The sequence below is a fragment of the Pseudarthrobacter sp. 05T312 genome (genome assembly GCF_056396685.1).
The window spans coordinates 102,470-127,446 of record NZ_JBFTLY010000003.1; the positions used below are offsets into that span (position 1 = coordinate 102,470).

The window sequence follows — 24,977 nt, forward strand, 5'->3', positions numbered from 1 at the left end:
CGGCAGGTCACTACGCGGCAGCTGCCGACGCCTGGGCACTGGTGACCCTGGCAGCGCCGCGTTCGTAATGGATTGCCACCCGGACCTTTCGGTCCTCGCTGAGCGGTGCGACGTGGAGGGTGTATCCACCGTCCTTGTCGCGCTCGAGGTAGACGACGCAGACCGTGCCGCTCTCTTCATCGTCGAAGTCGACCTTGCCAAAGCTCTCCGCCGGAGTCGCCTCAGTAACTCGCTCTCCGTAGGGGATCCACGGCTTGGCCTCGCACCTGGCTCCGGTGTCGTAGGGCGAGAGCTGCGGCTGTGGCCGGCGTGCGGACCTGGATGCCTTCCGGGCGTGTGTCATGACGATGCCTCTTCTGTTTCTCGGGATGCAGGTGTCGGGCATCGAGTGCAGGTCCCGCCAGGGGTCCGCGGAGACTCGATGTACGGTCCAGCTCCCGTGCCAGCTCCGCTGGCCTGACGGCCTATTGGTGAACCGTGTCGGGAACTGCTCCGACTGGGCCGCGCAGCGGGCCGGCCGACGGGCCGTCCTCCTCGGACAAACCTGGTGCGCAGCGCCAGGTGATCCACCGCCTGGCTGCACCCTTTGCCGCGTCGTCCACCTGTGGACAAATGCGGCGGGGCAGGCGGGGGCGTCCTCCACTCAAGCGCAGCGCTGGGCATAGCCGGAGGGAGCGCAGCGACTGACGGACCGGCGAGCGAAGCGAGCGGTGGAACCTGTCGGCTATGCCGACCAACAGCGTCTCGAAGCGCAGCGAGAGACCGGAGCGAAGCGGAGGGTCCGCAGGACCGCTGTTGCCAGGTTCCCTTATGCCCTTTTTTCCTCTCTTGCCGCCATTTCGCCATTCCACGGCTGGAGCGTTAGCGGAAGCCTGGAATATCAGGGGAAACGGCCCGTACACCCTTGACCCGTACACCCCCTCTCCATCCGCGCAGCGGGTGTACGGGTCATGTCGTTTCCGCTGGATTTGCGGGCTTTTGGGTGTACAGCCCTTTTGCCGTCCGCTGCAACGCCGTACGGATGCATCTTCCGCACTACCGCGAGGCACGAGCGGGCACCCGTACGGGTCCTCACACGTAGCGTCAGCGACGTCGGGCGCAGCCCGGTCCCCATCCCCCTGGTGCATCCTGCTGCCGCAGGCGCATCAGACCCGGCGCGCAGCGGTCCACCACTCCTCGCGAACTGTCGCGTCAGGCTGTGGAAAACTCTGCCGTTACAGGACTGCTCTGACCTGTCGGTGCGCTGGTCGCACCGAGGTGCGGCGGCTCGCTCCGACTCTGTTTCACGGTCGCGCCAGCACCTGTCGCACCGCGTCCGAGGCGGGTCCCACACCGCTTCCTTGCCGGGGTCCGTTCCGGGCCGGCCGCCTGCCCCTCCTGGTGGCAGCTGCACCCCCGGACGAGCGACAGCGAGTCCTCGACGGCCACCGCCCGGCCTGTCCCTCGTGGACGCATCAGAAGAGGAGCTTTCCCGGGAAGCATGAAGCCTCCCTGGATCCAACGGGAGCCCCCGCTTCCCAGCGTCAACGAGCCGCCCGGGTCTCGCACCAGGGCAGCTTCCTGGAGAGGCTCACGGGTTCTTACCTTTGGACCCCCACCGCCCGTGAGCCTCTCCAGGAAGCGGAGCTTTGCCCTTTCGCTCCATGCGGGGCCCTACTACCCGGTTCGCCTTTTCCCTCCACTCTCCTTGCGGCCCCCGGGCGGGTCGGTGACGCCACAGGCGCAACCACAGCTGCTCCACCCTGCTCCGATAGCTCCTCCGCTTGCTCCAGGACTGGCTAGAGGTGTCGCAGGCGGGTGTTCCAGGTACCGGTCCGGGCCCGCATCGCTGGACCCCTTCTGGTCCCGGAGTGGACAGATCATTGCACCAGCATGGCCAGACAGGGACACAGACCATACCCATAAAAGAGCCGAGAGAGTCCAGAAAGGCCATTCAGGCCCCATTGAGTTCCGGATGGCACTCCTTGGGGCCGCTTCGGGCGTACTGCTGGTCCCATGATGGTCTCTTACAGGTCTGCTCTGGTCCGGCTCGCGACGGTGGACTGTTGCTGGTCTCTTCGAGGGCGCTTCTGCGCATTGTGTGGGACCACCGAGCGCCCTCCAATGTGCCGTGGCCTGATCGAGGTCTTCTGCTGGTCCGCAGCGGACCGCGCGCCGGTCCCGGGTGAGCCCTTGATGAGTCCTGTGTCTTCTGGTTCCCCGGCTGACCCGTGGCCTTCTGCGGGTCCTGCCGGCGGCTCCCACGGGTCCCGCCGCGGCCAGGGGTCGCTCACGGTGATGCAGGCCTGATCTGCTGGTGGCCTTTTGCTGGTCTTGGCGTGGTCCTTGCAGAGACCATTGAAAGACCAGTAGAATGATGACTGATAAATGAGTCGAAAGATCCCCGACTGGCAGTATCGCCTCGGGGGCCGCGCATGAGAGGGGGGCCGCGATGACCGAGGACAGTGTCCATCAGCACGAGGGCGCAAGGGGGTGCTCGCAATGACCGATAAGGCCGAGCCGCGCCGTCTGCGCTGGAGCGTCCCGCGGGCCGACGAGTCGACGAACCGGTGGCTGGACGAGCAGTACGACATCTCGCGCTCGCTCCAGCTGTTGATCCGCGAGTCCATCCAGCGCGACGGCTACATCGACGTGGTCAACCGTCCCGTTGAGCAGCTTCCCCGGCGCGGCCGCCCGCCGCAGGGCGAGCAGGATCCTGGGCGCAGCGAGGCCCATGAAGGAGAGGAACGCGGCGATGACGGCCGTGACGGGAGTGAAAGCCAGCACGAGAGTCGCGAAGGCCGTGACGAGGCGGCCGTGCCTGTTGCTGTTTCTTCAGAGCCCGTGCAGCGCGTCGAGGCAGCCCAGGCTGTTCAGCCGCCGCCCACGCCTCCTGTCCGCGAGCCCCACCCTGTTCCCGCCGAGGAGCCTTCTGTCCCTTCGGGGCTGGACGCCTTCCTCACCCGCTGATCCGCACCGCACTTCCTGAGACACCGACTTCCTGACCGAGAGGGACACAACCATGAGCAACACCCGCACCGCCGAGAAGACCATCCAGCTCACCGGCGGCATCGACGTCGGCAACGGATACGTCAAGGGCGTCATCCGCGGCGAGGTCCACGGCAAGGAGGTCTTTGACACGATCGACCTTCCTTCTGCCGTGGTGAGCACCTCGCGCTCCACGCCCAAGGTGCCCGAGGCTGACTCGGATGCCTTCAAGATCGTGGTGGAGGACGACTTCTACAACCGCGTCGCCGCCTCGTTCACCACTCCCCTGATCGGGCACTCGGACCTGCGCACCTTCGGCCGCGCGGCACTGAGCACCCCTGGGTCGAAGTTCACGCAGTTCGAGGTCGTCGGATCCCGCTCGAAGGCCGACCAGGAACTGAGCTCGGTGCTCGTCCTGGGCGTCTTCGCCGCCAAGGCCCTGCGCGACTATGTCCGCGAGCACGGCGCGCTGCCGGACCGCGAGCTGCGCGCCACGGTGCGCGCAGGCCTGGCTCTGCCGATTGCCGAGTACGTGCAGCGCCGCAGCGCCTACGCTGCCCAGTTCGTGGGACTCCTGGGCGCGGCCGACCCCACGGTGCACCTGGTGACCGTGAAGAACTTCTCCACGCCGGTCACCGTGCGCCTGCAGTTCGAGGATGTGCAGGTCCTGCCCGAGGGCGCGTCCGCGCAGTTCGCGATCACCGACAAGGGCGCGCCGCTGGCGCAGGCTCTGCTGGACGATCTTCGGGCCTCGGACCCCGAGGAGGCCGCGCGCCTGCAGGGTGTCACCGCCGAGCTGCTGGTCGGTGTGCGCAACACCGTCGGCGTCGACGTCGGCGAGGGCACCGTGAACTTCCCCGTCTTCACCGACGGCGCGTTCAACTCCGAAGCGGCCAGCACGCTGGACCAGGGCTACGGCACCGCGCTGACGAACGCGCTGGACCGGATGAGCACCAGCGGAGACAAGGACCTGAGGTTCAAGAACCGCAAGGCGCTGGCCGACTTCCTGCAGCAGGAGCCCAGCGTATTCCTCCAGGGCAGGTTTGACCACGCCAAGGGCTACGTCGACGAGGAGGCCGAGTACCTGGCCGAGGAGATCGGCGCACGCTTCGAGGACGTCCTCGCCGAGGTCGGCGGCACCACCGAGGTGGTGTACGTCTACGGCGGCGGTTCGGGCCCGATCAAGGAGATCCTGCGCCCTGTCCTGCAGAAGGCCGCCGGCGGCATCCCGGTGCTCTACCTCGACGCCGCGTACTCGCGCCACTTGAACCGCGAGGGCCTGTACCTGGCGGCGAAGGCCGTCGAGGTCCAGAAGCCCGAGGGCAAGCGCAGCAAGGCCGCGGCGTGACGATCATGCATTCGTGGCCCGGTCCCGAGAGGCTTGCGGTCGGCATCGAGATGATGCGTGCAGGCTGCCGATCGCGTACTGCTTCCTGTGGTACCGCTCCCAGTGCTGAGCGGTACCACAGGAAGCCCCGAAAGAGACCACTGATCGACCAACAACAGACCACAGCCCACCCCAGGAGGGACCAATACCATGACCGACCACGACGAGACCCACGACGGACCCAAGAAGGACCAGCGTCAGACCTATGAGAAGCCCTCGGGCATCGTCGCACGGCTCCAGCAGCTGCACGAGGACCGACCTGTAGTCTTCGCCGTGCTCGTGATGGTGGTCTCCGGGCTGGTGTTCCTGCTCGGCGGAGTCCTCACCGGAGCTGTGGACCTCATCGGCATCTCTTTGCTGCCGATGGACAACATGCCGTAGCGCCCGGCAGGCACAGCGCGGGCGAAAAAGAGACCTCCCCGGCGGCAGCTGATGCTGCGCCAGGGAGGTCTTTGCGGTGCTGGTGATCCAGGTCAACAGGATGGTCAATCGATGCCATGCTCGGCCGACAGGGCTGCGAGATCGTGGCTGAGATCTTCCATCGCGGCGATGGCGGCCATGGTGCACTGCTGGGTCGCAGGGCAGCAGAGCGAACGGCGCAGACCTGCTCCGACGATCTCGACGGCCGGCATGTACTTGAAGAGCATGCGGTACATGCGCGAATCCTGGCCGTGGCCGAGCTGGTGCCGGATCGAACCGGCGTTGTCCTTCAGGTCGCTGGCCTTGATGAGCAGCGCCCGGGAACCGGAGTTGGCAAGCCGCGTGAGGTGCTCCTCATAGGAGGTGCTCCCGCCAGGAGTGGTCACCGCCCCAACGAGCACCGAGACGCGCCGGCCGTACAGCCGCGCCAGACAGCCCAGGGGATCCTCACCCGGCTGGCCGAAAGCAGCAAGCAGCTCTTTGCTGCAGTCCTCGACGACATCATGCAGCAGTGCTGCGGCAATCAGTTCAGCGTCGGTGACGCCCCAGCGCAGGAGGCGCAACGCCACGCGCAGCGGATGCTCGATGTACGGCACGCGAGGCATGTCTTCCCTGATGAAGCGGGTCTGCTTCCGGTGCAGGAACGAGGCCGTCGCAGCTGCGCGGGTCACGAGCTCCGTGTTCGTGGGCATGAGGTGTTGGATCTCCCGCTCGAGTTCGAACACGAGCATCGCAGGGTCCATTTGCTTGAGCGGGACACGCGTCGTGGTCAGGGTGGTCATGGCTCTTCCTTTGTTCGGGATGGTTCTCTTGCTGTTGCAAAACACCAGGCGCTGCCCCGCAGCGCGTGGACCCGCCTCAGAGACAGAGCGAGAGCCCCGGCCCCGCGCCGGAGCGCAGGAGCCGGGGCTCTGGTGGGATCAGGCAGGGCGACTGGTCATTGGTGCTGGCTGGGCTGGGTGTCGTTGTGACGGCGTAGCCGGGCAGCCCAGGTCTTCAGGCCCGGAAGTCCAGCAGCCCAGACAGCACCGGACAGGACCACGAGCACCACGCTCGCCGTCCAGTGGCCGGTCCAGGCGCTGGCTGCGATCGCGGGCAGCAGGGCGAGGACGTTCAGCACGATCCCCGTGACGAGGAGCGCCCTGCCGACACTCCGGAGGATCCGCTCGCGGCGGCCGGTGGTCTGCATCGTGTCAGGCATGGTGGTTCACGCTCCTTCGTCGTGGGATGTGTTCTCTCAGAGCTCGATCCGCTTGCCGCGGGCGAGCTCGGCAGCGGGGATGCTCAGCCGGTAACCGCCGACCGGGTAGCTGGGGTGGTCGCTGGCGACGACCGCGCAGTTCCACCAACCAGCGTGGCGCTTGCGAGGACGGGGTTCTTCCTCGCCCTCGGTGCGGGCCTCGCCGCGGTATTCGATGGGCACCACGACGACGCGGTGGCCTGAGCCCCGCTCGGTGGCGTGCCAGGGCAGCTCGATGAGCAGGTCCTGGGGCCACTGCTCGATGGTGACCGGCAGCTTGGACAGTTCGTGGTTGGCCGAGCCCTCGGGCGACTGCGCGAGGCGCTGGGCCTCCTGCTCGGCGGTCTCGACGAATCCGATCTTCTCGAGGAAGGACATGGTGATCAGTGCTCCTGGTTCATGGGTTGGGAAGTCGACGGGTCAGCCTCAACGCTGGACTCGCCGCGGACGAGATCAGCCAGCGCCTGGGCGTAGGCGTCTTTGGCCCGTTCGATTGCAGCCTGCTCGTAGAGTGAGTGGATCTTCTCGCCGGCGGCGATGCGGTCCTCGACCTCGTCCATTGCTATGACGGCGGCGGCGAGCTGGACCCGGGCCTGAGCCTCGGCACGCCGCAGCTCCGGGTAGAAGGCCTTGCTCGTGGCGAGCCGGTGGACGGCGGTAACGCGTTGAGCTTCAGCGTCGAGGTCGGGCTCGGAAGTGGTGGCAATGGACACGGTGATCCCCTCCTGTTTGATGAAGTCGTTTGTTCGATGCCGGACCTGGATCAGCTGCGCTGGTTCCTCAGCCCTCTGCCAGACGGCGGGCGGCCGCCTGGAAATCCGCGAAGGTGGTCTCGGCGCGTTCTGCCCGTGTGCCGTCCGCCGTGAACGCCGTGCCGCACCATCCGGTGACGTAGCGCTGGCACAGCTCGCGGTCGGCCTGGCGGGCCTGCTCGTCGTAGACGGGCGCGCTGACGACCAGCACATCAGAGCCGAAGTCGAATGGCAGCGCGTCCTGCATGGGTGCGGCGATGGTGCTCATGGCGGTTCTCCTCGGAATCCTGTGGGGCACGGCGCTGCACTGCAGGCCGTCCTTCGTCGATGACTCCTCCGTGACAGCTCCGCTGTCACCACCACTGGCTGCACCTGAGAATCGAAGATGAAGAAGAACAACAAGAAGGTTCCAACCCCGCGCCGGCAAAACGCGGATGATCCGCAGCATCGGCACAACCCCTCCACGCACCCTGGGATAGGCTTTCGGCGGAGTTCAAAATTCAACAAAGGGAGAGATTCGTGGCGGGAAGCGCGGTCTATGGCAAGGGCTACCACGCAGGCAAGCAGGATGCCCGTACAGAGGACCTGATCGCCGCGGGGGTCTTGGCGGCTGCAGGTCTGGTCATTGCAGGTGGCGTCAAGGTTTACCGGAAAGTCAAAGAGGCCCACGCAACCCGGCTGGAACAGCGGCTGAAGGACATCGACGACGGAGGTAACTCCGAAGATTCCGGCCAGCAGTAAACCACGGACACAAAAAAGAGACCCCACCGCCGGAGCACGCGCTCTGACGGTGGGGTCTTCTTCAGGCGAACGTCCTGTCCGCAGCGAAGTGCTCGTGCACGGCCTCGCGGGCGGCGGGGTATTCGTCGTAGGGATCCGGGTAAGCAGCATCGAACCGGGCAGCGGTGGTGATGCCCTGGAATCGGAGCAATTCCAGGAGATCCGGCAGGTCCTGTGCACGGCCGGAGAACTCCGCGGTGTCCGCGGCGATGATCTTGGCGCGGGTCAGCGTGGGGACACTGGCCAGCTGAAGCCTGATGCACTCGTACGCTGTGTCGTCGTCGATCCAGCGCGCCTGGTATATCGAGGCCACGAGCTCAGCGTCGTCACCGTCCATCACGTTGTCGTTGTTGATCCAGTCGCGCTCCAGGTTCATTTCGTCGGCCACCTCATGGATTGCCGCCATGACCTCTGGCGCGAAATCGCCGGTGACGCTGTCGATGTCGACGGTGAATGCCCGGTCCGCAGCACGGATGCCGTACTTCATGAGCGCGAAGCCGCCGATCGCACGGATCTGCACCGGGGCGTTCAGCCCCAGGCGCTTCAGCTTTCCGTCGAGCACCTCGAGCGCCCGCTCCAGCTGGGCCAGGCTGCACTTGTGGTCGTCGTGGCTCATCGTGCTGCTCCTTCTGGTCAGGAAGGAGCGGGTGTCTCCTTCGAGTCCAGATCCGGATCGGCTGTGCCGATCTGACGAGCCGCCAGGAAAGAGACGAGCCCGGCACCAGGGGCTCTCCCCCGTGCCGGGCTCCGTTCAGGCTCAGTGCATGCGTTCGATGCGCGTGGATCCGGACCCGTCCTGCAGGCCGGTGGCGCAGTCGTACCAGAAGCCGTTGGGCAGGCGGACCAGCGTGTGCGCCTCACGTCCTGGCCAGTTGCCGGCAGCTGCGATCGCGGGTACCGCCCGGCGGTCCATCACGCAGCTCACCCCCAGTTCCTCCACGACCTGCGGGTCGCGGACGTACTTCGCGGTGGAGCCATTGCGGGGATCGCACGGGACCTGCTTCATCCAGGCGGGGTGGTCGAGGACCCTCTTGACGAGGACCTTGTCGCCGACCTGGAGTTCGTCCAGCTCAGAGGGTGCTGTAGGGATGGGCATGTGGTTCTCCTGGTTCGTAGTCTGTAAGTGCAGCAGCTCAGCCGCGGCCGATGGAGGAGCACTGTGAGTGCGCACCGGCATGCAGTGCCACGGCGTTGTCAGCCGCCGTGCGGTACTCGGGGATCCGCTGGGGCTCCGGCTCGCCCTTGGGGAACCAGGGCATGGCGTAGCCGTCGGTGACCTGCTGTCGCGCGGCATCGTTGTGGGCCGGTGTGATGACGTAGGCGAGAGAACGGCCATAACGGTCAGTTCTGTCTGCCCCGGGGTCGTACTCGATGGTCACTGGCATGCCCTGCGGCAGGATGCCGCCAAGATGATCAGTGGCGGCCCTAGCGCCGCACTCGGGCTCGGCATCCTTGTGATAGTTCATTTCGGGCGCGTCGATGCCCAGGAGCCTGACTGTGTGCTCGGGGATCCCGATATGCTTGTCGGTCGCCTCGAGCAGGCCGGCCACCGGCAGCACGGCGACGGTGTCGCCGTCGATGACACGGATGACTTTGGTCTCCACGCTCGCCGGTTTGCCAGAGGACACCTGTCCCGGGTCCTGGGCTGCCGCAGTGCTGGTGGACGGCGTACCCGGGACGCCGGGGGCCTTCGGCAGGTCCTCGCAGCCGGTCAGCGTGACGATACAGAGCACGGCGGCGATGAGGCCGCCGAAGACAGATCCGGAGGGGGTGCGCTTCATGGTGGGGTTTCCTTGCTGGAGTGGTCGTCGGGCGCTCTGGCCGGGGTGGCAGGCGTGCTTCTCCACGGGCACGCCCGAGCCAGCTGTGCTGGCTGTTCCGGAAAGAGAAAGACAGGACCCCCGGCCCTGAGCGATGCGCTCGGTGCCAGGGGTCCAGTGAGAGAGATCAGTTGCCTGCCGCGACGGATCCGGAGTCGATGGGTTCGACGATGAAGACGCCGTCGGGCTCGCCCGTGAGCTCAGCAGCGAGCCGGCTCAGTGACTGGGCGTGGTCGAGCCTGATACCGGCCCAGACACGCCGGCCAGCGTCGAAGTGCTCTGCGGCTTTCCTGGTCTCCTGTTCGGCACCGAGCGAGGCGATGTGTGCGAGCTTGCGGCGCACGTCCGGGCTGAGCTCGCGGATCAATGCGCTGCGTCCCTTGTGCGTCATGCCGAGCAGCATGCCGTTGCTGATGGGTCCGGTGTACATGGCGGTTTCCTTGCTGGTCAGGGTTGTTCCGGTCCGCGGGCGACGAGCACGAGGCGCGAGCCGCGGACGAGGTGGGCCTCACCGCCGACGGTGAGGATGTGGACAGTGCTGCCCACCGAGGGCCGCACCTGCTCGACGACGGCTGTGCCGCCATCCAGATCAGGGTTCAGGTCGCGCAGCGCGACCCGGTCGCCCCGGCGCAGCATCCGGGCGCTCTTGCCGCCGAGGATGCGGTGGCGCTCGGTCGAGCGCAACAGAGCCTCCTGGACCGCAGGACCGCCGTCTTTGACGATGTCGAGGAAGGCGGGGGTGATCGTGTCGGTCATGACATTGCCCTCCTGGCTGGTGCAGCTGATGGATCGCGCGGGCCTGTACGACCCTGGGTCTGTGGCGCTCACGGGGATCGAACCCGTGACCTCTCGTGCGTCGCCCTGCAACGGGCCTGTAGCCTGGGTCTGCCCGACCAGGGATTGATGCGGAATCGAACCGCGGGCAGTCAGAACGCCGAGTGCTCTGCCGCTGAGCTAGAGCGCCGTGGGCCGGTTCCGGGAAGGAGCCGGCGAGGGGTTGTGAGGAAAGGGACGAGGAGCCGTTCGCCACTCACTTCCAGGTCGGTGCCCGCAGGGAGTCCGGAGCCGTGCAGCCGTCGCACGGCCTGGCCGCTGGCGCGAGGTGGTGCTCGACGAGATGGGACAGGAACCGGACTCCGACCTCGACGTCCGTCGTGAACGACTCGTCATCGGCCGTGCCGACGATCTGCGCGGAGGCGACCGTCGAGTCGATGTCCAGGTCGATGACCAGCTGCAGGGCGAGGCCCGGCGCGGGGCCGATCAGCTCGACGAGCACCTGGTAGTCCGGCTCGCACGAGTGCGAGACCCAGCCGACGTGGCGCTCGAGCTCGTCGGCGTCGTCGGCGGCGTTCAGCTCCTGGAAGACCGCTGCGACGGCGGACAGGAAGCCGGTGAGGGTGTGGTCGTGGTTGCGGTGATGACGGTGCTGCACGGAGGTCGACATGGCCCCTCCTCGGTCGATGGGTGGTGATCAGCGGATCTCGGAGTAGCCGCACTCCGGGCAGGTGTGGGTGCAGGCGCAACCGCGCCGGCCGGCCCGTTCGCGGGCCGTGGCGGGGGCGTCGGACTCCATCGGCGCGCCATCGTTGGGGCAGCTGAGACCAGACATGGCGGACCTCCAGTGAAGTGTGGCAGGACGGGGACGTTGTCCTTCGTCGTCAGATCCGGATCGGCTGTGCCGATCCCCTCCACACAGGCCACGAACGAAACCTGAACGAAAAGACAGCGCCCCGCCACGCCGCTGCTGCCGGGAGGGCAGGGCAGGGCGCGCGGGGCGCTGGTGGGGCCGGAGCCACGGAGGGATCGAACCGCTCTGCACGGAAGCTCTCAGCGCCGGATCCCGACGGCGGCCTTGCACCGCTTGGTGAGGACCAGGAACTGGAAGAAGGCGACGGCAGCCGACTCACCGAGGAAGTAGTGCACTTCTTCGATCGTCATCCCACTGGGGTCGAAGTCGACGATCCGGGGATACGTCTCGGCGAGGATCCGCGCCGCCGCGGGAAGCCCGGCAGCCGGCTGAACCTCGGCGGCGGGCTCGAGCTGCTGGACCAGGCTCATTCCGGGTCCTCCAGGTCCATCCGCCCGGTGACGGTGCGGAAGCGCTCCACGGGGCGGGTGCCGCCGTGATCGGCGACGAAGACCTGGCTGGCGTGAAGGCGCAGCTTCTGGATGACGGCGGTGACGACGTCGTCGACCATGGCCTCGACATCCGGTCCGGGGTGGTCGGTGATCACCGAGCCGACGACGGCGGTGAGCCCTGCGTGCAGGGCCTGGTCGTGATCGGTGGCCTCGACGGTCGCGTCGGCGACGATCTGCATGGCGGAACTCCTTCTCTTGGCTGATGACGTTGGGGGCAGGGCAGGACGGCGGCCAGCGAAAGCAGATCCCCGTCCGAGCAGCGCGAGGCTCCTCGGACGGGGACTGTCGGCGTGCGTGAGCCGCCTATTCGGTTGTTATTCAGTTGTGGGTTGTGCTGGGTGCGGGGCGCGCTTCTCAGGAGAAGGGCAGCTCCTCGCTGTGGACGGCGCTGGCGACGGCCGGCTGCGGTGCGGCAGCGGCTGCGACGGGAGCCGGAGCCGGCTGGGTCTGCAGGGCCTGGTTCTGCGCCTCGGCGGCAGCGACGCGCTCGTTCACGCGGGCCTGGGTCACCGAGCGGGGCTCGAGGAACGTGATGTCCTCGACGACTGCCTTGAGCTCGAAGACCTCGACACCGTTCTTGGTGTAGCGGTCCTGGCGCAGCTTGAGGTTCACGGCTACGAGGTCACCCTTGTGGATGCTCGCGAACGGGCCGATGCCGTTGGTGGTCGCGCGCACGAAAGCCTCGACCGGCACAGCGTCAGCGCCGCGGTTGCCATGGCTGTCGGTGTAGTTGTGGTCGGCCATCAGGGTGAACGCGACCTTCTTGGAGCCGTCCTGGTTGTTGAAGACGACCGGGTCCTTGGTCAGGCGGCCGATGACAGTGGCGGAGTTGCGGGGGTTCGACATGAGTGTTTCTCCTCGTTGTGCACGAAACGCGCGGGCAGTGTCCCTGCTCCGCGCGCGATGGTGAGTTGAAGTGTTCGGTTGTCTCTCAGACCCCCATCCGGATCAGCTGTGCTGATCAGACGATGATCTTTCGAATGAAGACTCGGATCAGCTGTGCTGATCGAGCGCTCCTCAGTGCTCCTTCCGGATCAACTGCGTTGATCCCAGATGCCCTTGCATCACGGGTCCCGCATCAGCTGCGCTGATCGAACCCGGTACGCCCGGCCCCAGGCCAGCCCGGTGCTGCCCCCAGATCCCAGAGTTCAGCCTCGATCTGATCGGCCGCGGCCACGTCTCCGCTCTCGCAGGCCCGCCGGTAGTCCTCCTCCAGGTACGCGATCTGCCCGTCCCGGTTCGGGAACCGTCTCCGGAACAGCAACCAGCCCAGCCACGCGAGGCAGATCATGAAGGCAAGAGTGGCGATGAGGACTCCGGTGCTCTCGATGATGTTGTCCATGGCGTTTCTCCTGTCTGCTTCAGATCCGCAGCCGCCGGCGGACCAGGTCCACGAGCGTCGGGTCGGGTGCATGCCCCTGGGCCTGCTGCAGCTGCAGCCAGGCGAGGACGTTCTGCGTGTCCTGGGCCTCGAGCTGGCGGCGCTCGACCTCCAGCTGTTCCTCGCCGAGGGCGAGCATCCGTCCCTGGAGCTGCTCGATCTTCTCGAGGTGGCCGGTGCTCAGCTTCAGGACGCTCAGCGCATGGGTGTCCGCGGCCATCAGAGCGTGACCTCGACCTCGTGGGCGGTGGAGGCGAACGGACCGACGGTCACGGAGCGCATGATGCGCACGAGCCCCGCCTCCTGCAGGCGCTCGGCCAGGCCAGCGTGTTCCGACCAGTCCTTGATGAACACTCGCCCCGGGCCGGCTACGAGGCCATATGCCTCGAGGTTCACCGAGATGCGCTCGGGGGCCTCGTCGGTCAGGAGTACGAGGCTGCGCTGGGCGTCGGCGTGCTGCAGGGTGCCCGTGAGCTCGATGACGCCGAAGTCGACGGCGACGCTGTGCTTGATGACGGGCGGTGCGATGGTCTGGTCCATGGTTCTTCTCGCTTTCGATGCCTGCACAGGCAGGTGAATGGTTGTTGACCCCGGGCCGCCGTGGCTTCGTTGCCGGGCTGCGGCAGGAACGGTGTGTCCGGCGCTTCTCGCGACGGCCCGGGGCTGTTCGTGGTGCGGCAGTGGGCCGCATGAAGTCTTGACCCAGCCCCGCAGGAGGCCAGGGGGGGCCGGAAGGGGTCTCTTTAGATTCCCCGGCGGGACCGCGACGGGACCTCGCGGAGCCCTGGTGGCCCTGCCCCTGGATGAGACGAAGGGTCGGGCGGGCGGTGGGTACAGGAATGGGAACGAGCGAGCTGTCTGCCTCCTCGGCCTGCGGCTGCTGTGCTGCCGCCTTGTCTGTATGTCTGCGCCGGAGCGCAGCCTCGGCCTCGGCGTAGAGCCAGATGAGCCCGAGCACAAAGACGGCGAGCAGCACGATGAGGGCCCAGCTCTGCAGTGGTGTCATGGGCATGAGCGGGACGCTCCTTCGCTGGTCGGTGGTTCAGTCGATGAGTCCCCCGGCGCAGCTGCGCTGCGTCGCTGCATCCCTGCCCCGGGTCAGGAGGCCCGGCGGGCAACGGTGTGCCCACAGGCGAGGTAGGCGATGTCGTAGAGCGGGGCCGGGCCCCAGACGGCCTTCCAGTCCGCGGGCAGCGGCAGCGGCTCCGTCGTGCGCAGGACGACGTCCTGCGGCATGCCGGGGATGCCGCCCTCGACGTCGGGCACCGGATCGTTCCCGGGGGTGCAGCCGCCGCACCACTCCTGTTCGGGCAGGAGCGCAGCGGCGGCCTGCAGTTGGATCTGCTGCGCGATGGCGTCCGACGGCGGTGCGTCGTCGATGACGTCATGGAGGGAGCGGGCGATCGTCAAGATGGAGTCCTTCGGTCTGTGTGCGGTCAGTGGGATGAGCGGGATGGCAGCCACCCGCGCCAGGGCCGCCGGCTCAGCCCACGGCGAGCAGCGTGGCCCGCGACCAGCTGCCCATCCGGAACCGGATGGTGGCCGCCGGCGGGACATGGGTCCGGCAAATGCCGTCGGTGCCGCCGGTGCGCCAGGCCTCGTAGGCGAGCACGGCGATGGAGCCGGTCTTGATCCAGCACTCGCGCAGGGCGTCGAGGATCATCTCCTCGGTCCACTTCGTGGTCGCGCCCTGGAAGTGCAGCGGCTGCTCGGTGGTGTTCAGGCCCGCTCTCTCCAGGGCTGCATTCCAGGAGCCGAACCGGCGCTCCAGCAGCGGCGCGGATGGTTCGTCGTCGTGTCTGCGGCGGATGTAGTCGTTGCGCGGGAGGCTGTCCCGGTCCGCGGCGCAGCGCAGGAGCGCGTCGACCATCTGCTGTTCGGTGTAGGTCTGGACAGGCCCTTGGACGGCTCGGGCCGGCTCTGCGGGGTCGAATGCCGTGCAGGCGTAGGCGTTTCCGGCCAGCGCGTGGGAAATTGTGTGCTCCGAGATCCAGTGATCGTCCGTGTGCGGATCGGGGTTCTCGCACTGGACGCCGCCGCTCTCGTGGTGCTGGCACGGCAGGTGCTCCTGCACCTGCGGGTCCGCGATCTGGCAGCGCGGCATCAGGTCCGTCGGCACAGTCGTCCGGGTCATTGGCAGTCCCTCTCTCGGGTCGGCGTCGTCCGGGCGCGGCATGCCGTCCCGACCCGGCCCACCAGGGACCGGGTGACGCGCTCGGGACGCGTCGAGCACCCGTCCGGATCAACTCCGTTGATCCCTCCCAGCCCAGCTGCCCCCTGGCGATACCAGGCATCGCCAGGGCCTGGCGCAGACCTTCTGTCAGCCGTCTTTTGTGTCGCTTTTCGCGCATCAACCGATAGACCATTCGATTGACCTATCGGATAAGATGTACTGGAAGACCAGTCGGATGCGGGCTCTGTGCCATCCGGCGCAGACATCGACCCGACAGGAGAGGCCATGGCGATGAAGACCCCGATGACGAGGAAGGCGGCATTGTCCGCCGCCGCACTGGCGGTGCTGGGCAGCCTGCTCGCCGGATGCTCCGCCGGTTCAGAGACGGCGCAGCCATCGCCGAGCCCGAGCACCAGCGCGGCGAAGGTGACAAGCGAGGACCTCGGCAAGGCGCTGGACCGGCTCGTGTTCCAGGGCACCGGGGCCAAGAGCGCCGACGGCGGCGCGTGCCTGGTCCGCGCCGTCCAGGACAAGAAGCTCTCGGACGCCGCGCAGGCTTACATCGTGGGCAAGGGCAGCGACGACATCGCCGCGGTGGCAAATGGCCTGCGCGAGGTCAGCGCGATGGACGCCGCGATCATGCTCTCCCCCGAGCTGCGCGACAAGTTCGACGCTTGCGTCGACGCGGTGATCCCGCCGACCCCGGCCCCGTTTGCCACGACCAGCAAGGACGGCAAGGATCAGGTCTACGTGCCGCCGAAGCAGGGACAGGAGCTCCCCCAGGCCCGGCAGCCGGATCTTACGCCGAAGTTCCCGGTGCCGCAGGGCGCGAGCATCAACTCCTCCTCACAGCTGACCGCGGGGCTCGTTTCGACGTTCTCCTCCTATGCGCTGAACGAGGATCAGAAGAAGACCTACGCAGCCTCGGGCGCTTGCCTGGCGGGCGTCGTCTTCCAGGCAGGGTTCTCGCAGGAGACGCTGCGCTTCCTCGCCGGCGGCGCACCAATAGGGACCGGATCGATCTCGGACTTCCTGCCGAAGGACGAGGACAAGAAGATCTGGAAGTCGAAGGACTTCACCTCGGCACTCGTGGACTGCACGGCCAGCGCAAAGGTCTGAGGCTCATCCATCGCGGGTTTTCGTCCTGCCGTTGATTGGCTTCTACCGATCAAAAAGAAGAACCGGTGCATACTCGCACCGGTTCTTCTTTTCCTGTTCACAAGGCTGCCGAAGTCATAGCAAGCCCCAGATGGCAGCATTCCAGAGCGGAGTCCGCGTCACAGCACTTCGATGGCGACGTCGGCACTAGAGCCGTTTTGGCTGCGCATTGCCGAGGTGCGCGCGCACCACGGCAATGTCCCTCGTCGGGTCGCGCCGGATCCGCTTCGACTTGACGATGAACGCGGACTTCTCGATCACAACGAGCTTCAATCCATGTTCGGGGATAAGAAGGCGCTTGCGTTCGTCGTAGAGGCGACGTTGCTCGCCGCGACCGACACCAGAGACGGTCTGCCGCCGATCGAAGAACGGCGACGGCTTCGAATGCTGCTCCTCCTGGAACTCGACGACGAGCTTGAGATCGGACCAAAAGCCGTCCACGGGTAGCTTGGTGCCGAGGGGTCGCAAAGGGGACGGGTCGCCGCGGAGCCAATCGAACGTCGCTTGGCGACAGCTGCTCATGCCGAGGACGCCATCGCACAGGTCAAGCACGTAGTGCTCATCGGACGCAGTGCGGTCGACCATGCCGTGATTCTTGCAGAGTTCAGCCGAGAGGCCCATGCTTCATAGGTTCAAGAACGACGTTTGGTCCGCTCTGAGAGCTTAGGATCTCGGAACCAGGCTGATTCGGTCAGTGCCGGCGGCGGCCTGATACGGCCCGGTGCCAGTAAGCCGCTTCTGCACTTGTCAGAATCTCGTAGATCTCCTCGACCACGAACTTGCCCAAATAAGGGCGTTCCTCGGCGCTCAAAGTTCCCAGAGACACCAGTGCAGCCGCCAACAGCACATCGTCTTCAATCGAAGGCTCAACCCATTCCCGCACACCATCGTCGGTAAGGTCCTCCCAGACATATGGCGAGGTTGCTATGGCCTCCCTAACCGCGGCGAGTCGCACCCTTACGTCTCCGCTGCGGGACCGCGCGTAGAGACGGATCTGATATTCATGCGAGGCCGGGGGCACAAGGGGTGCCCCGCCGGCTAACGGATGATGAGCAGCAATGACCTGGTAGCGGGCCCGGGCAGGGTGTCGGTCATGGAGGTCCTGGCGTATTTCCCTGATGCGGTGCCCGGGGCGCAATGTTGCAATTCCAGGGATGCGGTTGTCCCGCCTATTCGCGTTGTGTGGTGCCATGACCTGTCCCGACAAGCGGCCAATAGGTGTCCCCCTCCCTCATGATAGGCCCGGTTCGGACGGAGGTTGAAGGGCACCGGATCGAGGCGGCTGGGCATACCGGAACGAGCTTGATCGTCCCTGCGGTTTTCCACATACGCCAGGACTCCCCTACCGGCAGTCGGCAACCGATGCTGCACTGGAGGCATGCTCAGCTACGAAGACATCATTCTGCTCGGCGAGGAACGGGTCTTGGTCATCCAGGAACACAAAGAGGGCCGTTGCTGGTGTGGCCAGACCTGGCAATGACCAACCTTGACGGGCGCTGTCTTGGTTGTATGGCTGGTGCTTCCTGATGCCGGACTGCTTGCTTCAGGCCGGACCAGGACCTTGCTGGGAAGGGGCCAGGTGAGTTCAGCAGGGTATCCGGGCGGAGGAGCATACTGAAACGGTTACACCTCACGGTCCGGAACGCGAATGATGATCATCCGGGATCCTTCCGGGATTTTGGCCTTCGCCGCGGCCAGGGTGGTGCCATAGTCGGGGCCCGTCGCGCTGACGCGCATCATTTCGCCCTGGGCATCTTCAATGGTCAATTCAACCTCCATAGCTCTGAGCATAGAGCCCTGCCCGGCCGTCCTCTGTCCGTTGGAGAAGAGAAAGTTGTCAAGTAACAGCATGCGCAGTGAGTAGCCTGCCTAAGACCGGAGCGAGACTGGGATTGCCGGTAAAGGATAGACTGCCTGAGTGCCCGGTCATGATCAAGAAGGCCCGTTCGATCGGGCGCAGCCGCTCAATCCATCACGTCTTCAGCAGCCCGAGGACAAGTCAGTCCAGTCTGAGCCCATTGAAGTGCCCAACCCTGAGGCCGCCGGAGCCTGCGAGCAGGATATGAGCCAGGGCCCGACCCGCTGGCAGCGGATCAAGGAGCATCCGGCTTTCAAGACAGGTCTCGCCGTTGGCGCTCTTGCGGCTGCTGGCGCGGTCACGTTGTTGACACTGAGGTCGCCCGAAGCATTCAAGCAGGTCAGCGCGGCGGTCTGGGAGAAAATCCCTGAGTTCACGGAGGCGGCTTTCGAGGGCATCGGCGAGGAGGCCAGCAGAAAGTCTCCGACCGAGCATAATGTCAGCGGGCACCAGCGCGTGCAGCACTACGGTCCCGGCGGCACCGAGACAAAGTTCGTCCAGGTATCGCCTTACTCGCGTGGAGGTAGTACCTAACAGGCGCATGCGATACTGACCGTGTCGAAAATTGCGGTTGTGCTTGTCGTCAGCGGTTTATGTCATATCAGAAACGGCTTCGGCGGGACGTATTGGGACGGTAGGGCCTTTGGGTATCTTTGATTTCCTTGCGAAGAAGGAAAAAAGCTGGGACGAGATCGATGTCTACGAGGGTGAAACGCCCCCGTGCCCCAACTGTGGGACGCCCCTGGTGAAAAAGTTTGTTTACTCCGAGATGTACTGCCTGGAGTGTCGCTACGGTCTAGATGACGATGACGATGACGACAGCGAGGCGCTGAGTGTTTACGATGCAGCTCAGATCTGGGCCTCACACGGTAAGGATGAGGATTACATGTTCGGGTATTCCTCGGAGGAACTCGAAGCCGCGCTTTAATGTGGCAGGTCGCTGCTCGAGTTTGCTGCCGGCGCGGGTGCTGTTGAGGTCCTGCGCTTCCCTTACCCCGCTATGCCACAGCGACCGGCAGCTCGTCCCAGTGGGTCGTGCAGCGCTTCGAGAGCATGGCGCGCTTCATCTCCCACGCCGGCGGGGTCTTCATGCCACCCAGGCCCACACCCACTGCCTGCGCGCCGAGCTTTCTCGTGATTTCGTCAAGTACCTTCCCTACTCCCCGATCTTCGAATTCGGATTGGAACACAGGTAGGAACTGAACGCCGTCACCCGCGCGCAGTCCCGTGAGTACAACTCCTGCACGGGCGTAGCGGATACCGGCGGTCGGAAACAGATCAGGCAGGATCACACTGGCAGCTTTCGTAAGCGCGATCGGGTCATCGGTCGGCATGGCCAGCGGAACAGCCCGGTGGGCTGAATGCGGGACGGTTCCTTCGTCGGCCCAGCCGGTCGAAGCCCACACCGAGAGCACGCCGGCGACGGACCCCTGGGCCCGAAGACGTGCTGAGACCCGCTGGGCGTAGATCGACAGAACCTGATGCATCTCGTCAGGGTCCGTAAGCTTGCGTGAGAAGCTCCTGGAATAGATCAGCTGGTCCTTGGCAGCCGGCGGCTGGGTCTCCAGCTCGATGCATTTTTGCCCGCGCAGCTCCAGGATGGTTCTTTCCATGACGACGGAGAACCGTTTGCGGAGCCATTTGGCATCAGCGTCGCGCAGTTCTCTGGCCGTGTGGATGCCGAGCGCAGCCAGGCGCTTGCCGTTACGCCCGGCGACGCCCCAGAGGTCAGTCACATGGAGGGAGTCAAGGATCCGGTCAAGCTGCTCCTCCGAAAACCGCCGGAGATCGAGAACACCATTGAACGCGGGGTTTTTCTTGATGCCGAGAGCCGCTACCTTGGCGAGGGTCTTCGTGGGACCGATCGCGACGCGGACAGGAATTCCGGTCAGCTGGAGGACAGTCCGTCGGATCTCCTGTCCCCGTGATTCGAGTTCTTCAGGAGCGCCCCGCAGCTTCAGCCAGCTTTCGTCGATCGAATACACTTCCTGCCACGCACTGAAGCGGCCCAGAATGGTGGCAACCCGTGCACTCAGCGAGCCATAGAGCTCATAGTTCGATGACCTGGCTTCGACGCCCTTGGCCTGGCACCAGCCGCGGATCTTGAACCACGGCTTGCCCATGATGTCAGGATCGAGCTCCTTCACCAGCGGGCACGCGGCAACCACACAGCCGTCATTGTTCGAGAGGACAAGGGTCGGCCGGTCATGCAGCGTGGGGTCGAAGACGCGCTCCGCGTTGGCGTAAAAGGAGACGCAGTCTACGAGAGCGATTTGATCGGGTGCTGGGGTGAGAGTCGTCATTGCCACGGCTGGAGACTATAGGCGGGGTCTGACACCACGTTTGGTTTTCGCAGGAGACAGAATCCATGTGACCACGCCCCAGACTGACATCTCGGTGTGTTCGTGGAGAACGATGTCCGCATAGTCAAGGTTCTCTGCCACGAGAACGGTACGTCCCTGGATGACGTCCAGCCGCTTGACGGTGTATTCGCCGTCAACGACGGCGATCACGATCTTGCCCGGAACGGGATCGATCCCCCGGTCCACGAGCAGCAGGTCGCCGTCATTGATTCCGGCTCCGGTCATGGAATGGCCGGCTGCACGCCAGACAAATGTACATGTTGGGTCCCGGACCAGGTGCTGGACAAGATCAAGGTCCCCGGACCAATATCCCTCTGCAGGGCTGGGGAAGCCGCAGGCGACGGCTTCCGGCGCGAACGGGAGTATCAGCGGCTCGTCGAGCGCCAACGGTTCTGGCTGCGAGGCCTGCATGTCCACTTCCTTTTCGAACATATGTTCGATGGAATCGTACGCCCGGGCGGGAACGGCACGCAACGTGGAGCAAATGCCGGGCGGACCGGACAGGCCTGGGCTCAGGGACTGCAGGCAGGAATAAAGGCCCCGGTGCGCTTCGTGCGCGTCGGGGCCTTCTCTTTTTCGCACGAACGGGAGGTGCGAACCAACGTTCAGCGGCCCCGGCCTTGGGGTCGAGGAACCGAGGCCGCCTGGGACACGCGATCAGGCGCTGACCGGGTGACGCAGATGACTCCACCTCTCTGCCCGACCTCTCCGCAAAGGTCTGTCACAAGTCATTGCCCAATCATTCGTGACAGACAATCGAATGACGTTAGAATGGACTCGTACATCAGTCGAATATGACAGGAGAGGCCAGACATGACCGTCGTCGACGAGCCGAAGGCTGCGCCTCCCGCTGCGCGGGCTGCGACCAGGTCCGGTGGACCGAGCATCGACCAGAACGGCAGCGACCGCAGGGAGCGGGTCTTTACCCGCCTGTCCTCGGACGAGAAGCAGCGGGCGGAGTACTGGGCGCAGCGGCGCGGCTACCCCTCCGCCAACGAGTACTACGCCGAGGCGATCGCCGAGAAGATCCGGCGCGAGAATCTCGACTTCGACATCCCTGATCTGCTCACCGCGCGCATCAACCAGGTCGTCGACGAGCTCAAGGCGCTTTCGACGAACAACGCCAACCTCGAGCGGGTCGTGACCATGGGCTTCGATTCCCTGCTCGGGCTGACCAGGGGCGACAACTATCTGCTGGACGAGGAGAACGGGGAGCTGACGTGAGCCAGGGGCTGAACGAGATCATGCCGTCCACCGACGAGCTGATGGACGTCGACACGTCCTTCCTCGATGCGTACCGGACCGGCGGGAGCGAGGGCCTGAAGCGGGCCCAGGAACGGGCACAGCCGGCGGAGCCGGAGCAGGACACGCCGGAGAAGGATGAGGCCCCGCAGCAGAGCGCCGAGAACCTTGACCGGGACACCGGTGCCGGCCAGCGGGGAGGCTCGGGAGCAGGCAGCGCCACTCCCCCGGCCCAGAGCGACGCCGTCGTCGTGGACACAGCAGCGATGCCGCAGGTGCACGACGACGCAGACGCCGAAGCACACCCCGCGGCCCTCCCGGTGTCGCCGCCGGAAGATGCCAACCTCCTCCCGCCCGTCCCGCTCCAGCACACCGACCATCAGGAGGCCGTGCAGTCTGCGGCGGCCAGGGGCGGCTCCGGCGGAGGGGACGAGGGCAGCGAGTCGTTGCCACAGAGCGGCTTCCGGCTCGACGGCGTGAAGAGCCAGCCTGCCGTCCGGGCCCTGCCCGAGGCCATCGTCGGCGCGCTGCGGGAGCAGCTGCGCTCAGCGGCCGTCCGTGAGCTCGGCGTCGGCGACACGGCGGCCCGCGAGTTCACCGAGCGGTTGAGCCAGGCAAGCCTGGTCACGGCCTTTCTGCTGGCCCAGCTCGACCTTGGACTGGCGACCGATGCTGCCACCCGGCGCGCGGCGCAGCTGTTCCGCTCCCGTGATCCGCTGCTGGGCAGCATCGCGGCGCGCATGGAAGCCCTGGAGCAGATGGGCCGTGAGCAGACCCAAGGCCTGGCCGCGCTGCACGGGCAGCTGGGTGAGGTAAAGGAGACCAGCGCGGCGATCGAGCAGGCACTCGCGTACTCGATCGCGGACCGCACGAGCAACTTCCTGCGCGGCTCGCACAATGTCCACGAGGCTCCGATCACGCACAAGGACGCGGTCTTCGTCCGGGACCGGGTGCGGGAGGCGACGAAGAAGCAGGCGAAGCTCGAGCGCGAGCGGGAAGGGCGGCCGATCCGGTGAGCACCGCCACGCACAGGAGTACAGCGACCTACGCCGAGCGGTTCTGGGAGAAGGTCGATAAGGAGGCGGGCAGGCTCGACGGCACAGGCTGCTGGGTCTGGACCGCCTCGGGCCGCTTCGGCCTGTCGAACGGCCGGTCCTCGGTCACGCCGCGCCGATACGCCTGGGAGGCCCTGCAGCAGGAGCTCGGGCTCGGGTCCCTGACGCAGGACGAGATCCTGCGGATGGCCTGTGGTCGCAGTGCCTGCGTCAACCCCGGGCACATGCAGAAGGGGGCCAAGCCGCTGCGCCGGCCGGGCAGCCGTACCTGTGCCCGCGGGCACACGATGGACGCCGACAACGGCTACTGGGCCAAGGACGGCACCTGGGTGTGCCGTCCCTGCAAGCGCGACCACTCCCGCCGGTACCGCCAGGACCCGCAGTTCCGGGCCGACCAGGCTGCTGCCAGCGCCAGGTACATCGCCGCGGACCCGCAGCGGGCCGAGCGCAAGAAGCAGCGGCAGCGGCAGCGGTACCGCGATGACCCCGCTTACCGCGCCCGGATCCGGGCGGCGGCGCGCGAGAGGCGCGCCAGGAAGAAGGCTGAGGAGGGCCGCGACGACCGGTCCGGCAACGCAGAAATGAAGGAGGCCGGGCGTGGCTGAGGTGCTGTTCCCGAAGAGACAGCGGTGCAAGGGGTGTGGCAAGGGTCTGGGGCTGCGTCCCCAGGACCCGGTGCTGCTCGGGCTGTACTGCGCTCCCCGGTGCGCGGGGATGTCCAACCCCGCCTCCCGGGCCGAGGACGCCCCGCGCGAGTGCACGACCATGCGCGAAGGGAAGAAGGTCTTCAAGCGCCGCTACCGCAGCGAGGGCGAGATTCCGGACCGGCTCCGCGAGGATCCCTCGACGAGCTGGTACAGCTGTGGACACTGTGGCCACTGGCACCTGGGTCATACCCGCATGGGGACCGCCGAGAAGTTCCGCATGTTCGAGGACCTTGACGAGGACCTGCCGGACCTGTTGGTCAAGCTCCGGGGGAAGGCCTCCCACAAGCAGGTCGCCGAGGTCGCCGGCGTCCGTCCGATCCGGATCAGGGAGCTGGAGTCCGGTGTAGACCATCCGGAGAACCTGAAGACGCTCGGCAAGGTCCTGAAGGCCTACCGGGTTCGTCTGGGCGTCGCGCTGCCGACCTCCGGACGGTGATCAGCGCCGTACAGCATCAGCGATGCATGGACAGACGATCCGTGCTACTTTATAGCCATCACGATCAGCCCGTTGCCGCAAGGCGCGGGCTGATTTTCTTTTCAGGGGGAGGAACGTGGCGGAGTACGCGAAGCCATGGCTGTCGGTCGACGCGCAGATCGACCGGCTGGCGTGGCACGGGGCCGACGTCGGGGACCGGGCAGCCGTGCTGCTGGGTGCCGTCGGCTACTACCGCCTCACCGGCTACCTCTACCCCTTCCGCGAGTCCGAGCGCTACGCCGACGAGGACGGGCGCTCCCGCATCCGGGTGCTCAGCGGCTACCGGCCGGGCACGACGTTGCGCCACGCTGAGGAGATCATCGACTTCGACCGGCAGCTGCGCATGCTGGTCATGGACGGCGTCGAACGCATCGAGGTCGCCGCGCGGATGCGGATCGGCTATGTCCTCGGCCGCCGGTCCCCTTTCGCCTACGAGGACCCGGAGTGCTTCACCGAGGCCTTCACAGCCGAGAGCACCGATGTGCGGGATCCCGCGCCGAGCCCGCATGTGCGTTGGCTCCAGCGCGTCAACGAGCGGCGGGCCAGCTCCGACGAGCAGTTCGTGGAGCACTTCAGGCAGAAGTACGACGACAGGATGCCGGTGTGGGCGCTGACGGAGATCCTTGAGCTGGGACACCTGTGCGTGCTTTACCGCGGCATGCACCAGCAGGATGCCGAGGAGATTGCCCGTGAGTTCGGCGTGCCGACGAAGAAGGTCATGATCAGCTGGCTCGCCAGCCTGAACTACGTGCGGAACGTCGCTGCCCACCATGCCCGACTGTTCAACCGCAAGCTCCAGAACGCGCCGTCGCGGCCGAAGGTCGGAGTGGTGCCGGTGCTGGACCACCTGCGCGATGAGCAGACCGCCAAGGGTGTCTTCGGCACGTACAACGCCCTGGCCGTAATCGCGTACCTGCTGCGCGCCATCGACCCGGACACCGGTTGGTCCGGTCGGCTGGCGGCTCTGCTTCGCCAATTCCCGGTCTCACACGCCCTGACCATCGAGTCGATGGGCGCGCCTGTGGGCTGGGAGTCGCTCGAGCTCTGGCGCGGCTGAGGC

At 66.2% G+C, this 24,977-nt stretch carries 37 protein-coding genes and 1 tRNA gene; 12 read left to right on the forward strand and 26 right to left on the reverse strand.

Features of this window, described 5'->3' with window-relative positions; all coding sequences use genetic code 11:
* Nucleotides 1–10: 10 nt before the first annotated feature.
* The gene (locus AC1DIP_RS06450; RefSeq protein ID WP_477733269.1) at nt 11–343 is read right to left on the reverse strand and encodes a hypothetical protein; all 333 of its coding nucleotides are present in this window, start codon (nt 341–343) and stop codon (nt 11–13) included.
* Nucleotides 344–2,481: 2,138 nt separating this feature from the next.
* On the opposite strand from AC1DIP_RS06450, the gene AC1DIP_RS06455 reads away from it, so the two are divergent.
* From AC1DIP_RS06455 to AC1DIP_RS06465, 3 genes are all read left to right on the forward strand, one after another.
* Complete coding sequence (locus AC1DIP_RS06455; protein ID WP_354259024.1) at nt 2,482–2,949, forward strand: hypothetical protein; 468 nt, start codon at nt 2,482–2,484, stop codon at nt 2,947–2,949.
* Between the two features lie 52 nt (nt 2,950–3,001).
* A complete protein-coding gene (locus AC1DIP_RS06460) occupies nt 3,002–4,315 on the forward strand; it encodes a hypothetical protein (RefSeq protein WP_477733270.1) in 1,314 nt (437 codons plus the stop codon).
* A gap of 189 nt (nt 4,316–4,504) precedes the next feature.
* Nucleotides 4,505–4,735, forward strand: coding sequence for a hypothetical protein (locus AC1DIP_RS06465; RefSeq protein WP_056387591.1), 231 nt, complete (start codon nt 4,505–4,507; stop codon nt 4,733–4,735).
* A 104-nt stretch (nt 4,736–4,839) separates the two neighbouring features.
* Here AC1DIP_RS06465 and AC1DIP_RS06470 read toward each other — a convergent pair whose 3' ends face one another.
* The 5 genes from AC1DIP_RS06470 to AC1DIP_RS06490 all read right to left on the reverse strand — a co-directional run bounded on the left by AC1DIP_RS06470 (nt 4,840) and on the right by AC1DIP_RS06490 (nt 7,034).
* Nucleotides 4,840–5,556 carry a hypothetical protein gene (locus AC1DIP_RS06470; protein WP_477733271.1) on the reverse strand — a complete coding sequence of 239 codons (717 nt, stop codon included), beginning with the start codon at nt 5,554–5,556 and terminating at the stop codon, nt 4,840–4,842.
* Nucleotides 5,557–5,711: 155 nt separating this feature from the next.
* Nucleotides 5,712–5,975, reverse strand: coding sequence for a hypothetical protein (locus tag AC1DIP_RS06475; RefSeq protein WP_056387596.1), 264 nt, complete (start codon nt 5,973–5,975; stop codon nt 5,712–5,714).
* A gap of 36 nt (nt 5,976–6,011) precedes the next feature.
* Nucleotides 6,012–6,392 (reverse strand): hypothetical protein, encoded by a 381-nt coding sequence (locus AC1DIP_RS06480; RefSeq protein ID WP_021473549.1) that lies wholly within the window; start codon nt 6,390–6,392, stop codon nt 6,012–6,014.
* Between the two features lie 5 nt (nt 6,393–6,397).
* On the reverse strand, nt 6,398–6,727 hold the full coding sequence (locus AC1DIP_RS06485) for a hypothetical protein (protein ID WP_056387598.1): 330 nt from the start codon (nt 6,725–6,727) through the stop codon (nt 6,398–6,400).
* Between the two features lie 67 nt (nt 6,728–6,794).
* A complete protein-coding gene (locus tag AC1DIP_RS06490) occupies nt 6,795–7,034 on the reverse strand; it encodes a hypothetical protein (RefSeq protein WP_056387601.1) in 240 nt (79 codons plus the stop codon).
* A gap of 251 nt (nt 7,035–7,285) precedes the next feature.
* On the opposite strand from AC1DIP_RS06490, the gene AC1DIP_RS06495 reads away from it, so the two are divergent.
* Nucleotides 7,286–7,507: a hypothetical protein gene (locus AC1DIP_RS06495; protein ID WP_056387604.1), complete on the forward strand. Its 222-nt coding sequence runs from the start codon at nt 7,286–7,288 to the stop codon at nt 7,505–7,507.
* 61 nt (nt 7,508–7,568) lie between these two features.
* Here AC1DIP_RS06495 and AC1DIP_RS06500 read toward each other — a convergent pair whose 3' ends face one another.
* The 16 genes from AC1DIP_RS06500 to AC1DIP_RS06575 form a co-directional block, all read right to left on the reverse strand.
* Nucleotides 7,569–8,162 carry a hypothetical protein gene (locus tag AC1DIP_RS06500; RefSeq protein ID WP_477733272.1) on the reverse strand — a complete coding sequence of 198 codons (594 nt, stop codon included), beginning with the start codon at nt 8,160–8,162 and terminating at the stop codon, nt 7,569–7,571.
* Between the two features lie 141 nt (nt 8,163–8,303).
* Nucleotides 8,304–8,642: a hypothetical protein gene (locus AC1DIP_RS06505; RefSeq protein ID WP_056387609.1), complete on the reverse strand. Its 339-nt coding sequence runs from the start codon at nt 8,640–8,642 to the stop codon at nt 8,304–8,306.
* A 37-nt stretch (nt 8,643–8,679) separates the two neighbouring features.
* Nucleotides 8,680–9,327: a thermonuclease family protein gene (locus tag AC1DIP_RS06510; RefSeq protein WP_142133553.1), complete on the reverse strand. Its 648-nt coding sequence runs from the start codon at nt 9,325–9,327 to the stop codon at nt 8,680–8,682.
* Between the two features lie 166 nt (nt 9,328–9,493).
* Nucleotides 9,494–9,796, reverse strand: coding sequence for a hypothetical protein (locus AC1DIP_RS06515; RefSeq protein WP_477733273.1), 303 nt, complete (start codon nt 9,794–9,796; stop codon nt 9,494–9,496).
* Between the two features lie 17 nt (nt 9,797–9,813).
* On the reverse strand, nt 9,814–10,122 hold the full coding sequence (locus tag AC1DIP_RS06520; protein WP_071416397.1) for a hypothetical protein: 309 nt from the start codon (nt 10,120–10,122) through the stop codon (nt 9,814–9,816).
* Nucleotides 10,123–10,184: 62 nt separating this feature from the next.
* Nucleotides 10,185–10,330 (reverse strand) — tRNA-OTHER (locus AC1DIP_RS06525).
* Between the two features lie 66 nt (nt 10,331–10,396).
* Nucleotides 10,397–10,810 (reverse strand): hypothetical protein, encoded by a 414-nt coding sequence (locus tag AC1DIP_RS06530; protein WP_056387620.1) that lies wholly within the window; start codon nt 10,808–10,810, stop codon nt 10,397–10,399.
* A gap of 27 nt (nt 10,811–10,837) precedes the next feature.
* The gene (locus tag AC1DIP_RS06535; protein WP_156783993.1) at nt 10,838–10,975 is read right to left on the reverse strand and encodes a hypothetical protein; all 138 of its coding nucleotides are present in this window, start codon (nt 10,973–10,975) and stop codon (nt 10,838–10,840) included.
* A 218-nt stretch (nt 10,976–11,193) separates the two neighbouring features.
* Nucleotides 11,194–11,424, reverse strand: coding sequence for a hypothetical protein (locus AC1DIP_RS06540; protein ID WP_056387625.1), 231 nt, complete (start codon nt 11,422–11,424; stop codon nt 11,194–11,196).
* Complete coding sequence (locus tag AC1DIP_RS06545) at nt 11,421–11,684, reverse strand: hypothetical protein (protein WP_133830782.1); 264 nt, start codon at nt 11,682–11,684, stop codon at nt 11,421–11,423. The genes AC1DIP_RS06540 and AC1DIP_RS06545 overlap by 4 nt, the downstream gene beginning before the upstream one ends.
* A gap of 175 nt (nt 11,685–11,859) precedes the next feature.
* Nucleotides 11,860–12,351, reverse strand: coding sequence for a single-stranded DNA-binding protein (locus AC1DIP_RS06550; RefSeq protein ID WP_056387630.1), 492 nt, complete (start codon nt 12,349–12,351; stop codon nt 11,860–11,862).
* A 232-nt stretch (nt 12,352–12,583) separates the two neighbouring features.
* On the reverse strand, nt 12,584–12,847 hold the full coding sequence (locus AC1DIP_RS06555) for a hypothetical protein (protein ID WP_354258985.1): 264 nt from the start codon (nt 12,845–12,847) through the stop codon (nt 12,584–12,586).
* Between the two features lie 19 nt (nt 12,848–12,866).
* A complete protein-coding gene (locus AC1DIP_RS06560; protein ID WP_056387635.1) occupies nt 12,867–13,106 on the reverse strand; it encodes a hypothetical protein in 240 nt (79 codons plus the stop codon).
* Nucleotides 13,106–13,453: a hypothetical protein gene (locus AC1DIP_RS06565; RefSeq protein ID WP_142133551.1), complete on the reverse strand. Its 348-nt coding sequence runs from the start codon at nt 13,451–13,453 to the stop codon at nt 13,106–13,108. The genes AC1DIP_RS06560 and AC1DIP_RS06565 overlap by 1 nt, the downstream gene beginning before the upstream one ends.
* A gap of 531 nt (nt 13,454–13,984) precedes the next feature.
* Entirely contained in the window at nt 13,985–14,296 is a 312-nt protein-coding gene (locus AC1DIP_RS06570; RefSeq protein ID WP_477733274.1) for a hypothetical protein, read from the reverse strand.
* Nucleotides 14,297–14,369: 73 nt separating this feature from the next.
* Nucleotides 14,370–15,020, reverse strand: coding sequence for a homing endonuclease associated repeat-containing protein (locus AC1DIP_RS06575; protein WP_477733275.1), 651 nt, complete (start codon nt 15,018–15,020; stop codon nt 14,370–14,372).
* A gap of 324 nt (nt 15,021–15,344) precedes the next feature.
* On the opposite strand from AC1DIP_RS06575, the gene AC1DIP_RS06580 reads away from it, so the two are divergent.
* Nucleotides 15,345–16,178, forward strand: coding sequence for a hypothetical protein (locus tag AC1DIP_RS06580; RefSeq protein ID WP_477733276.1), 834 nt, complete (start codon nt 15,345–15,347; stop codon nt 16,176–16,178).
* Nucleotides 16,179–16,364: 186 nt separating this feature from the next.
* On the opposite strand, the gene AC1DIP_RS06585 is transcribed toward AC1DIP_RS06580, so the two are convergent.
* Both AC1DIP_RS06585 and AC1DIP_RS06590 read right to left on the reverse strand, forming a co-directional pair.
* Nucleotides 16,365–16,802, reverse strand: a complete 438-nt coding sequence (locus AC1DIP_RS06585) for a hypothetical protein (RefSeq protein ID WP_056388145.1) — start codon at nt 16,800–16,802, stop codon at nt 16,365–16,367.
* A 1,038-nt stretch (nt 16,803–17,840) separates the two neighbouring features.
* Nucleotides 17,841–17,984 carry a hypothetical protein gene (locus AC1DIP_RS06590; protein WP_156400145.1) on the reverse strand — a complete coding sequence of 48 codons (144 nt, stop codon included), beginning with the start codon at nt 17,982–17,984 and terminating at the stop codon, nt 17,841–17,843.
* Between the two features lie 151 nt (nt 17,985–18,135).
* On the opposite strand from AC1DIP_RS06590, the gene AC1DIP_RS06595 reads away from it, so the two are divergent.
* On the forward strand, nt 18,136–18,609 hold the full coding sequence (locus AC1DIP_RS06595; RefSeq protein WP_477733277.1) for a hypothetical protein: 474 nt from the start codon (nt 18,136–18,138) through the stop codon (nt 18,607–18,609).
* A 109-nt stretch (nt 18,610–18,718) separates the two neighbouring features.
* On the forward strand, nt 18,719–19,003 hold the full coding sequence (locus AC1DIP_RS06600; protein ID WP_139126767.1) for a hypothetical protein: 285 nt from the start codon (nt 18,719–18,721) through the stop codon (nt 19,001–19,003).
* Nucleotides 19,004–19,073: 70 nt separating this feature from the next.
* Here AC1DIP_RS06600 and AC1DIP_RS06605 read toward each other — a convergent pair whose 3' ends face one another.
* Both AC1DIP_RS06605 and AC1DIP_RS06610 read right to left on the reverse strand, forming a co-directional pair.
* Nucleotides 19,074–20,378 (reverse strand): Y-family DNA polymerase, encoded by a 1,305-nt coding sequence (locus AC1DIP_RS06605; RefSeq protein WP_082581623.1) that lies wholly within the window; start codon nt 20,376–20,378, stop codon nt 19,074–19,076.
* Nucleotides 20,379–20,393: 15 nt separating this feature from the next.
* Complete coding sequence (locus AC1DIP_RS06610; protein ID WP_477733278.1) at nt 20,394–21,020, reverse strand: LexA family protein; 627 nt, start codon at nt 21,018–21,020, stop codon at nt 20,394–20,396.
* 231 nt (nt 21,021–21,251) lie between these two features.
* On the opposite strand from AC1DIP_RS06610, the gene AC1DIP_RS06615 reads away from it, so the two are divergent.
* The 5 genes from AC1DIP_RS06615 to AC1DIP_RS06635 all read left to right on the forward strand — a co-directional run bounded on the left by AC1DIP_RS06615 (nt 21,252) and on the right by AC1DIP_RS06635 (nt 24,974).
* Nucleotides 21,252–21,662, forward strand: coding sequence for a hypothetical protein (locus AC1DIP_RS06615; protein WP_208294365.1), 411 nt, complete (start codon nt 21,252–21,254; stop codon nt 21,660–21,662).
* The gene (locus AC1DIP_RS06620; protein ID WP_477733279.1) at nt 21,659–22,696 is read left to right on the forward strand and encodes a hypothetical protein; all 1,038 of its coding nucleotides are present in this window, start codon (nt 21,659–21,661) and stop codon (nt 22,694–22,696) included. Before AC1DIP_RS06615 ends, AC1DIP_RS06620 begins: the two co-directional genes overlap by 4 nt.
* Nucleotides 22,693–23,340, forward strand: coding sequence for a hypothetical protein (locus AC1DIP_RS06625; RefSeq protein WP_477733280.1), 648 nt, complete (start codon nt 22,693–22,695; stop codon nt 23,338–23,340). The genes AC1DIP_RS06620 and AC1DIP_RS06625 overlap by 4 nt, the downstream gene beginning before the upstream one ends.
* Nucleotides 23,341–23,449: 109 nt before the next feature.
* On the forward strand, nt 23,450–23,878 hold the full coding sequence (locus AC1DIP_RS06630) for a helix-turn-helix domain-containing protein (protein WP_477733281.1): 429 nt from the start codon (nt 23,450–23,452) through the stop codon (nt 23,876–23,878).
* Between the two features lie 115 nt (nt 23,879–23,993).
* Nucleotides 23,994–24,974 carry an Abi family protein gene (locus AC1DIP_RS06635; protein WP_056387671.1) on the forward strand — a complete coding sequence of 327 codons (981 nt, stop codon included), beginning with the start codon at nt 23,994–23,996 and terminating at the stop codon, nt 24,972–24,974.
* Nucleotides 24,975–24,977: the final 3 nt, after the last annotated feature.

What these genes read in the sequence shown, in the direction of transcription:
- AC1DIP_RS06585 (WP_056388145.1), bottom strand. Translation starts at nt 16,802, where the DNA reads ATGGTCGACCGCACTGCGTCCGATGAGCACTACGTGCTTGACCTGTGC.
- AC1DIP_RS06560 (WP_056387635.1), bottom strand. Translation starts at nt 13,106, where the DNA reads ATGGCCGCGGACACCCATGCGCTGAGCGTCCTGAAGCTGAGCACCGGC.
- AC1DIP_RS06490 (WP_056387601.1), bottom strand. Translation starts at nt 7,034, where the DNA reads ATGAGCACCATCGCCGCACCCATGCAGGACGCGCTGCCATTCGACTTC.
- AC1DIP_RS06555 (WP_354258985.1), bottom strand. Translation starts at nt 12,847, where the DNA reads ATGGACAACATCATCGAGAGCACCGGAGTCCTCATCGCCACTCTTGCC.
- AC1DIP_RS06520 (WP_071416397.1), bottom strand. Translation starts at nt 10,122, where the DNA reads ATGACCGACACGATCACCCCCGCCTTCCTCGACATCGTCAAAGACGGC.
- AC1DIP_RS06475 (WP_056387596.1), bottom strand. Translation starts at nt 5,975, where the DNA reads ATGCCTGACACGATGCAGACCACCGGCCGCCGCGAGCGGATCCTCCGG.
- AC1DIP_RS06500 (WP_477733272.1), bottom strand. Translation starts at nt 8,162, where the DNA reads ATGAGCCACGACGACCACAAGTGCAGCCTGGCCCAGCTGGAGCGGGCG.
- AC1DIP_RS06580 (WP_477733276.1), top strand. Translation starts at nt 15,345, where the DNA reads ATGGCGATGAAGACCCCGATGACGAGGAAGGCGGCATTGTCCGCCGCC.
- AC1DIP_RS06605 (WP_082581623.1), bottom strand. Translation starts at nt 20,378, where the DNA reads ATGACGACTCTCACCCCAGCACCCGATCAAATCGCTCTCGTAGACTGC.
- AC1DIP_RS06545 (WP_133830782.1), bottom strand. Translation starts at nt 11,684, where the DNA reads ATGCAGATCGTCGCCGACGCGACCGTCGAGGCCACCGATCACGACCAG.
- AC1DIP_RS06480 (WP_021473549.1), bottom strand. Translation starts at nt 6,392, where the DNA reads ATGTCCTTCCTCGAGAAGATCGGATTCGTCGAGACCGCCGAGCAGGAG.
- AC1DIP_RS06535 (WP_156783993.1), bottom strand. Translation starts at nt 10,975, where the DNA reads ATGTCTGGTCTCAGCTGCCCCAACGATGGCGCGCCGATGGAGTCCGAC.
- AC1DIP_RS06615 (WP_208294365.1), top strand. Translation starts at nt 21,252, where the DNA reads ATGACCGTCGTCGACGAGCCGAAGGCTGCGCCTCCCGCTGCGCGGGCT.
- AC1DIP_RS06575 (WP_477733275.1), bottom strand. Translation starts at nt 15,020, where the DNA reads ATGACCCGGACGACTGTGCCGACGGACCTGATGCCGCGCTGCCAGATC.
- AC1DIP_RS06465 (WP_056387591.1), top strand. Translation starts at nt 4,505, where the DNA reads ATGACCGACCACGACGAGACCCACGACGGACCCAAGAAGGACCAGCGT.
- AC1DIP_RS06540 (WP_056387625.1), bottom strand. Translation starts at nt 11,424, where the DNA reads ATGAGCCTGGTCCAGCAGCTCGAGCCCGCCGCCGAGGTTCAGCCGGCT.
- AC1DIP_RS06530 (WP_056387620.1), bottom strand. Translation starts at nt 10,810, where the DNA reads ATGTCGACCTCCGTGCAGCACCGTCATCACCGCAACCACGACCACACC.
- AC1DIP_RS06460 (WP_477733270.1), top strand. Translation starts at nt 3,002, where the DNA reads ATGAGCAACACCCGCACCGCCGAGAAGACCATCCAGCTCACCGGCGGC.
- AC1DIP_RS06450 (WP_477733269.1), bottom strand. Translation starts at nt 343, where the DNA reads ATGACACACGCCCGGAAGGCATCCAGGTCCGCACGCCGGCCACAGCCG.
- AC1DIP_RS06515 (WP_477733273.1), bottom strand. Translation starts at nt 9,796, where the DNA reads ATGTACACCGGACCCATCAGCAACGGCATGCTGCTCGGCATGACGCAC.
- AC1DIP_RS06510 (WP_142133553.1), bottom strand. Translation starts at nt 9,327, where the DNA reads ATGAAGCGCACCCCCTCCGGATCTGTCTTCGGCGGCCTCATCGCCGCC.
- AC1DIP_RS06630 (WP_477733281.1), top strand. Translation starts at nt 23,450, where the DNA reads ATGTCCAACCCCGCCTCCCGGGCCGAGGACGCCCCGCGCGAGTGCACG.
- AC1DIP_RS06505 (WP_056387609.1), bottom strand. Translation starts at nt 8,642, where the DNA reads ATGCCCATCCCTACAGCACCCTCTGAGCTGGACGAACTCCAGGTCGGC.
- AC1DIP_RS06455 (WP_354259024.1), top strand. Translation starts at nt 2,482, where the DNA reads ATGACCGATAAGGCCGAGCCGCGCCGTCTGCGCTGGAGCGTCCCGCGG.
- AC1DIP_RS06470 (WP_477733271.1), bottom strand. Translation starts at nt 5,556, where the DNA reads ATGACCACCCTGACCACGACGCGTGTCCCGCTCAAGCAAATGGACCCT.
- AC1DIP_RS06550 (WP_056387630.1), bottom strand. Translation starts at nt 12,351, where the DNA reads ATGTCGAACCCCCGCAACTCCGCCACTGTCATCGGCCGCCTGACCAAG.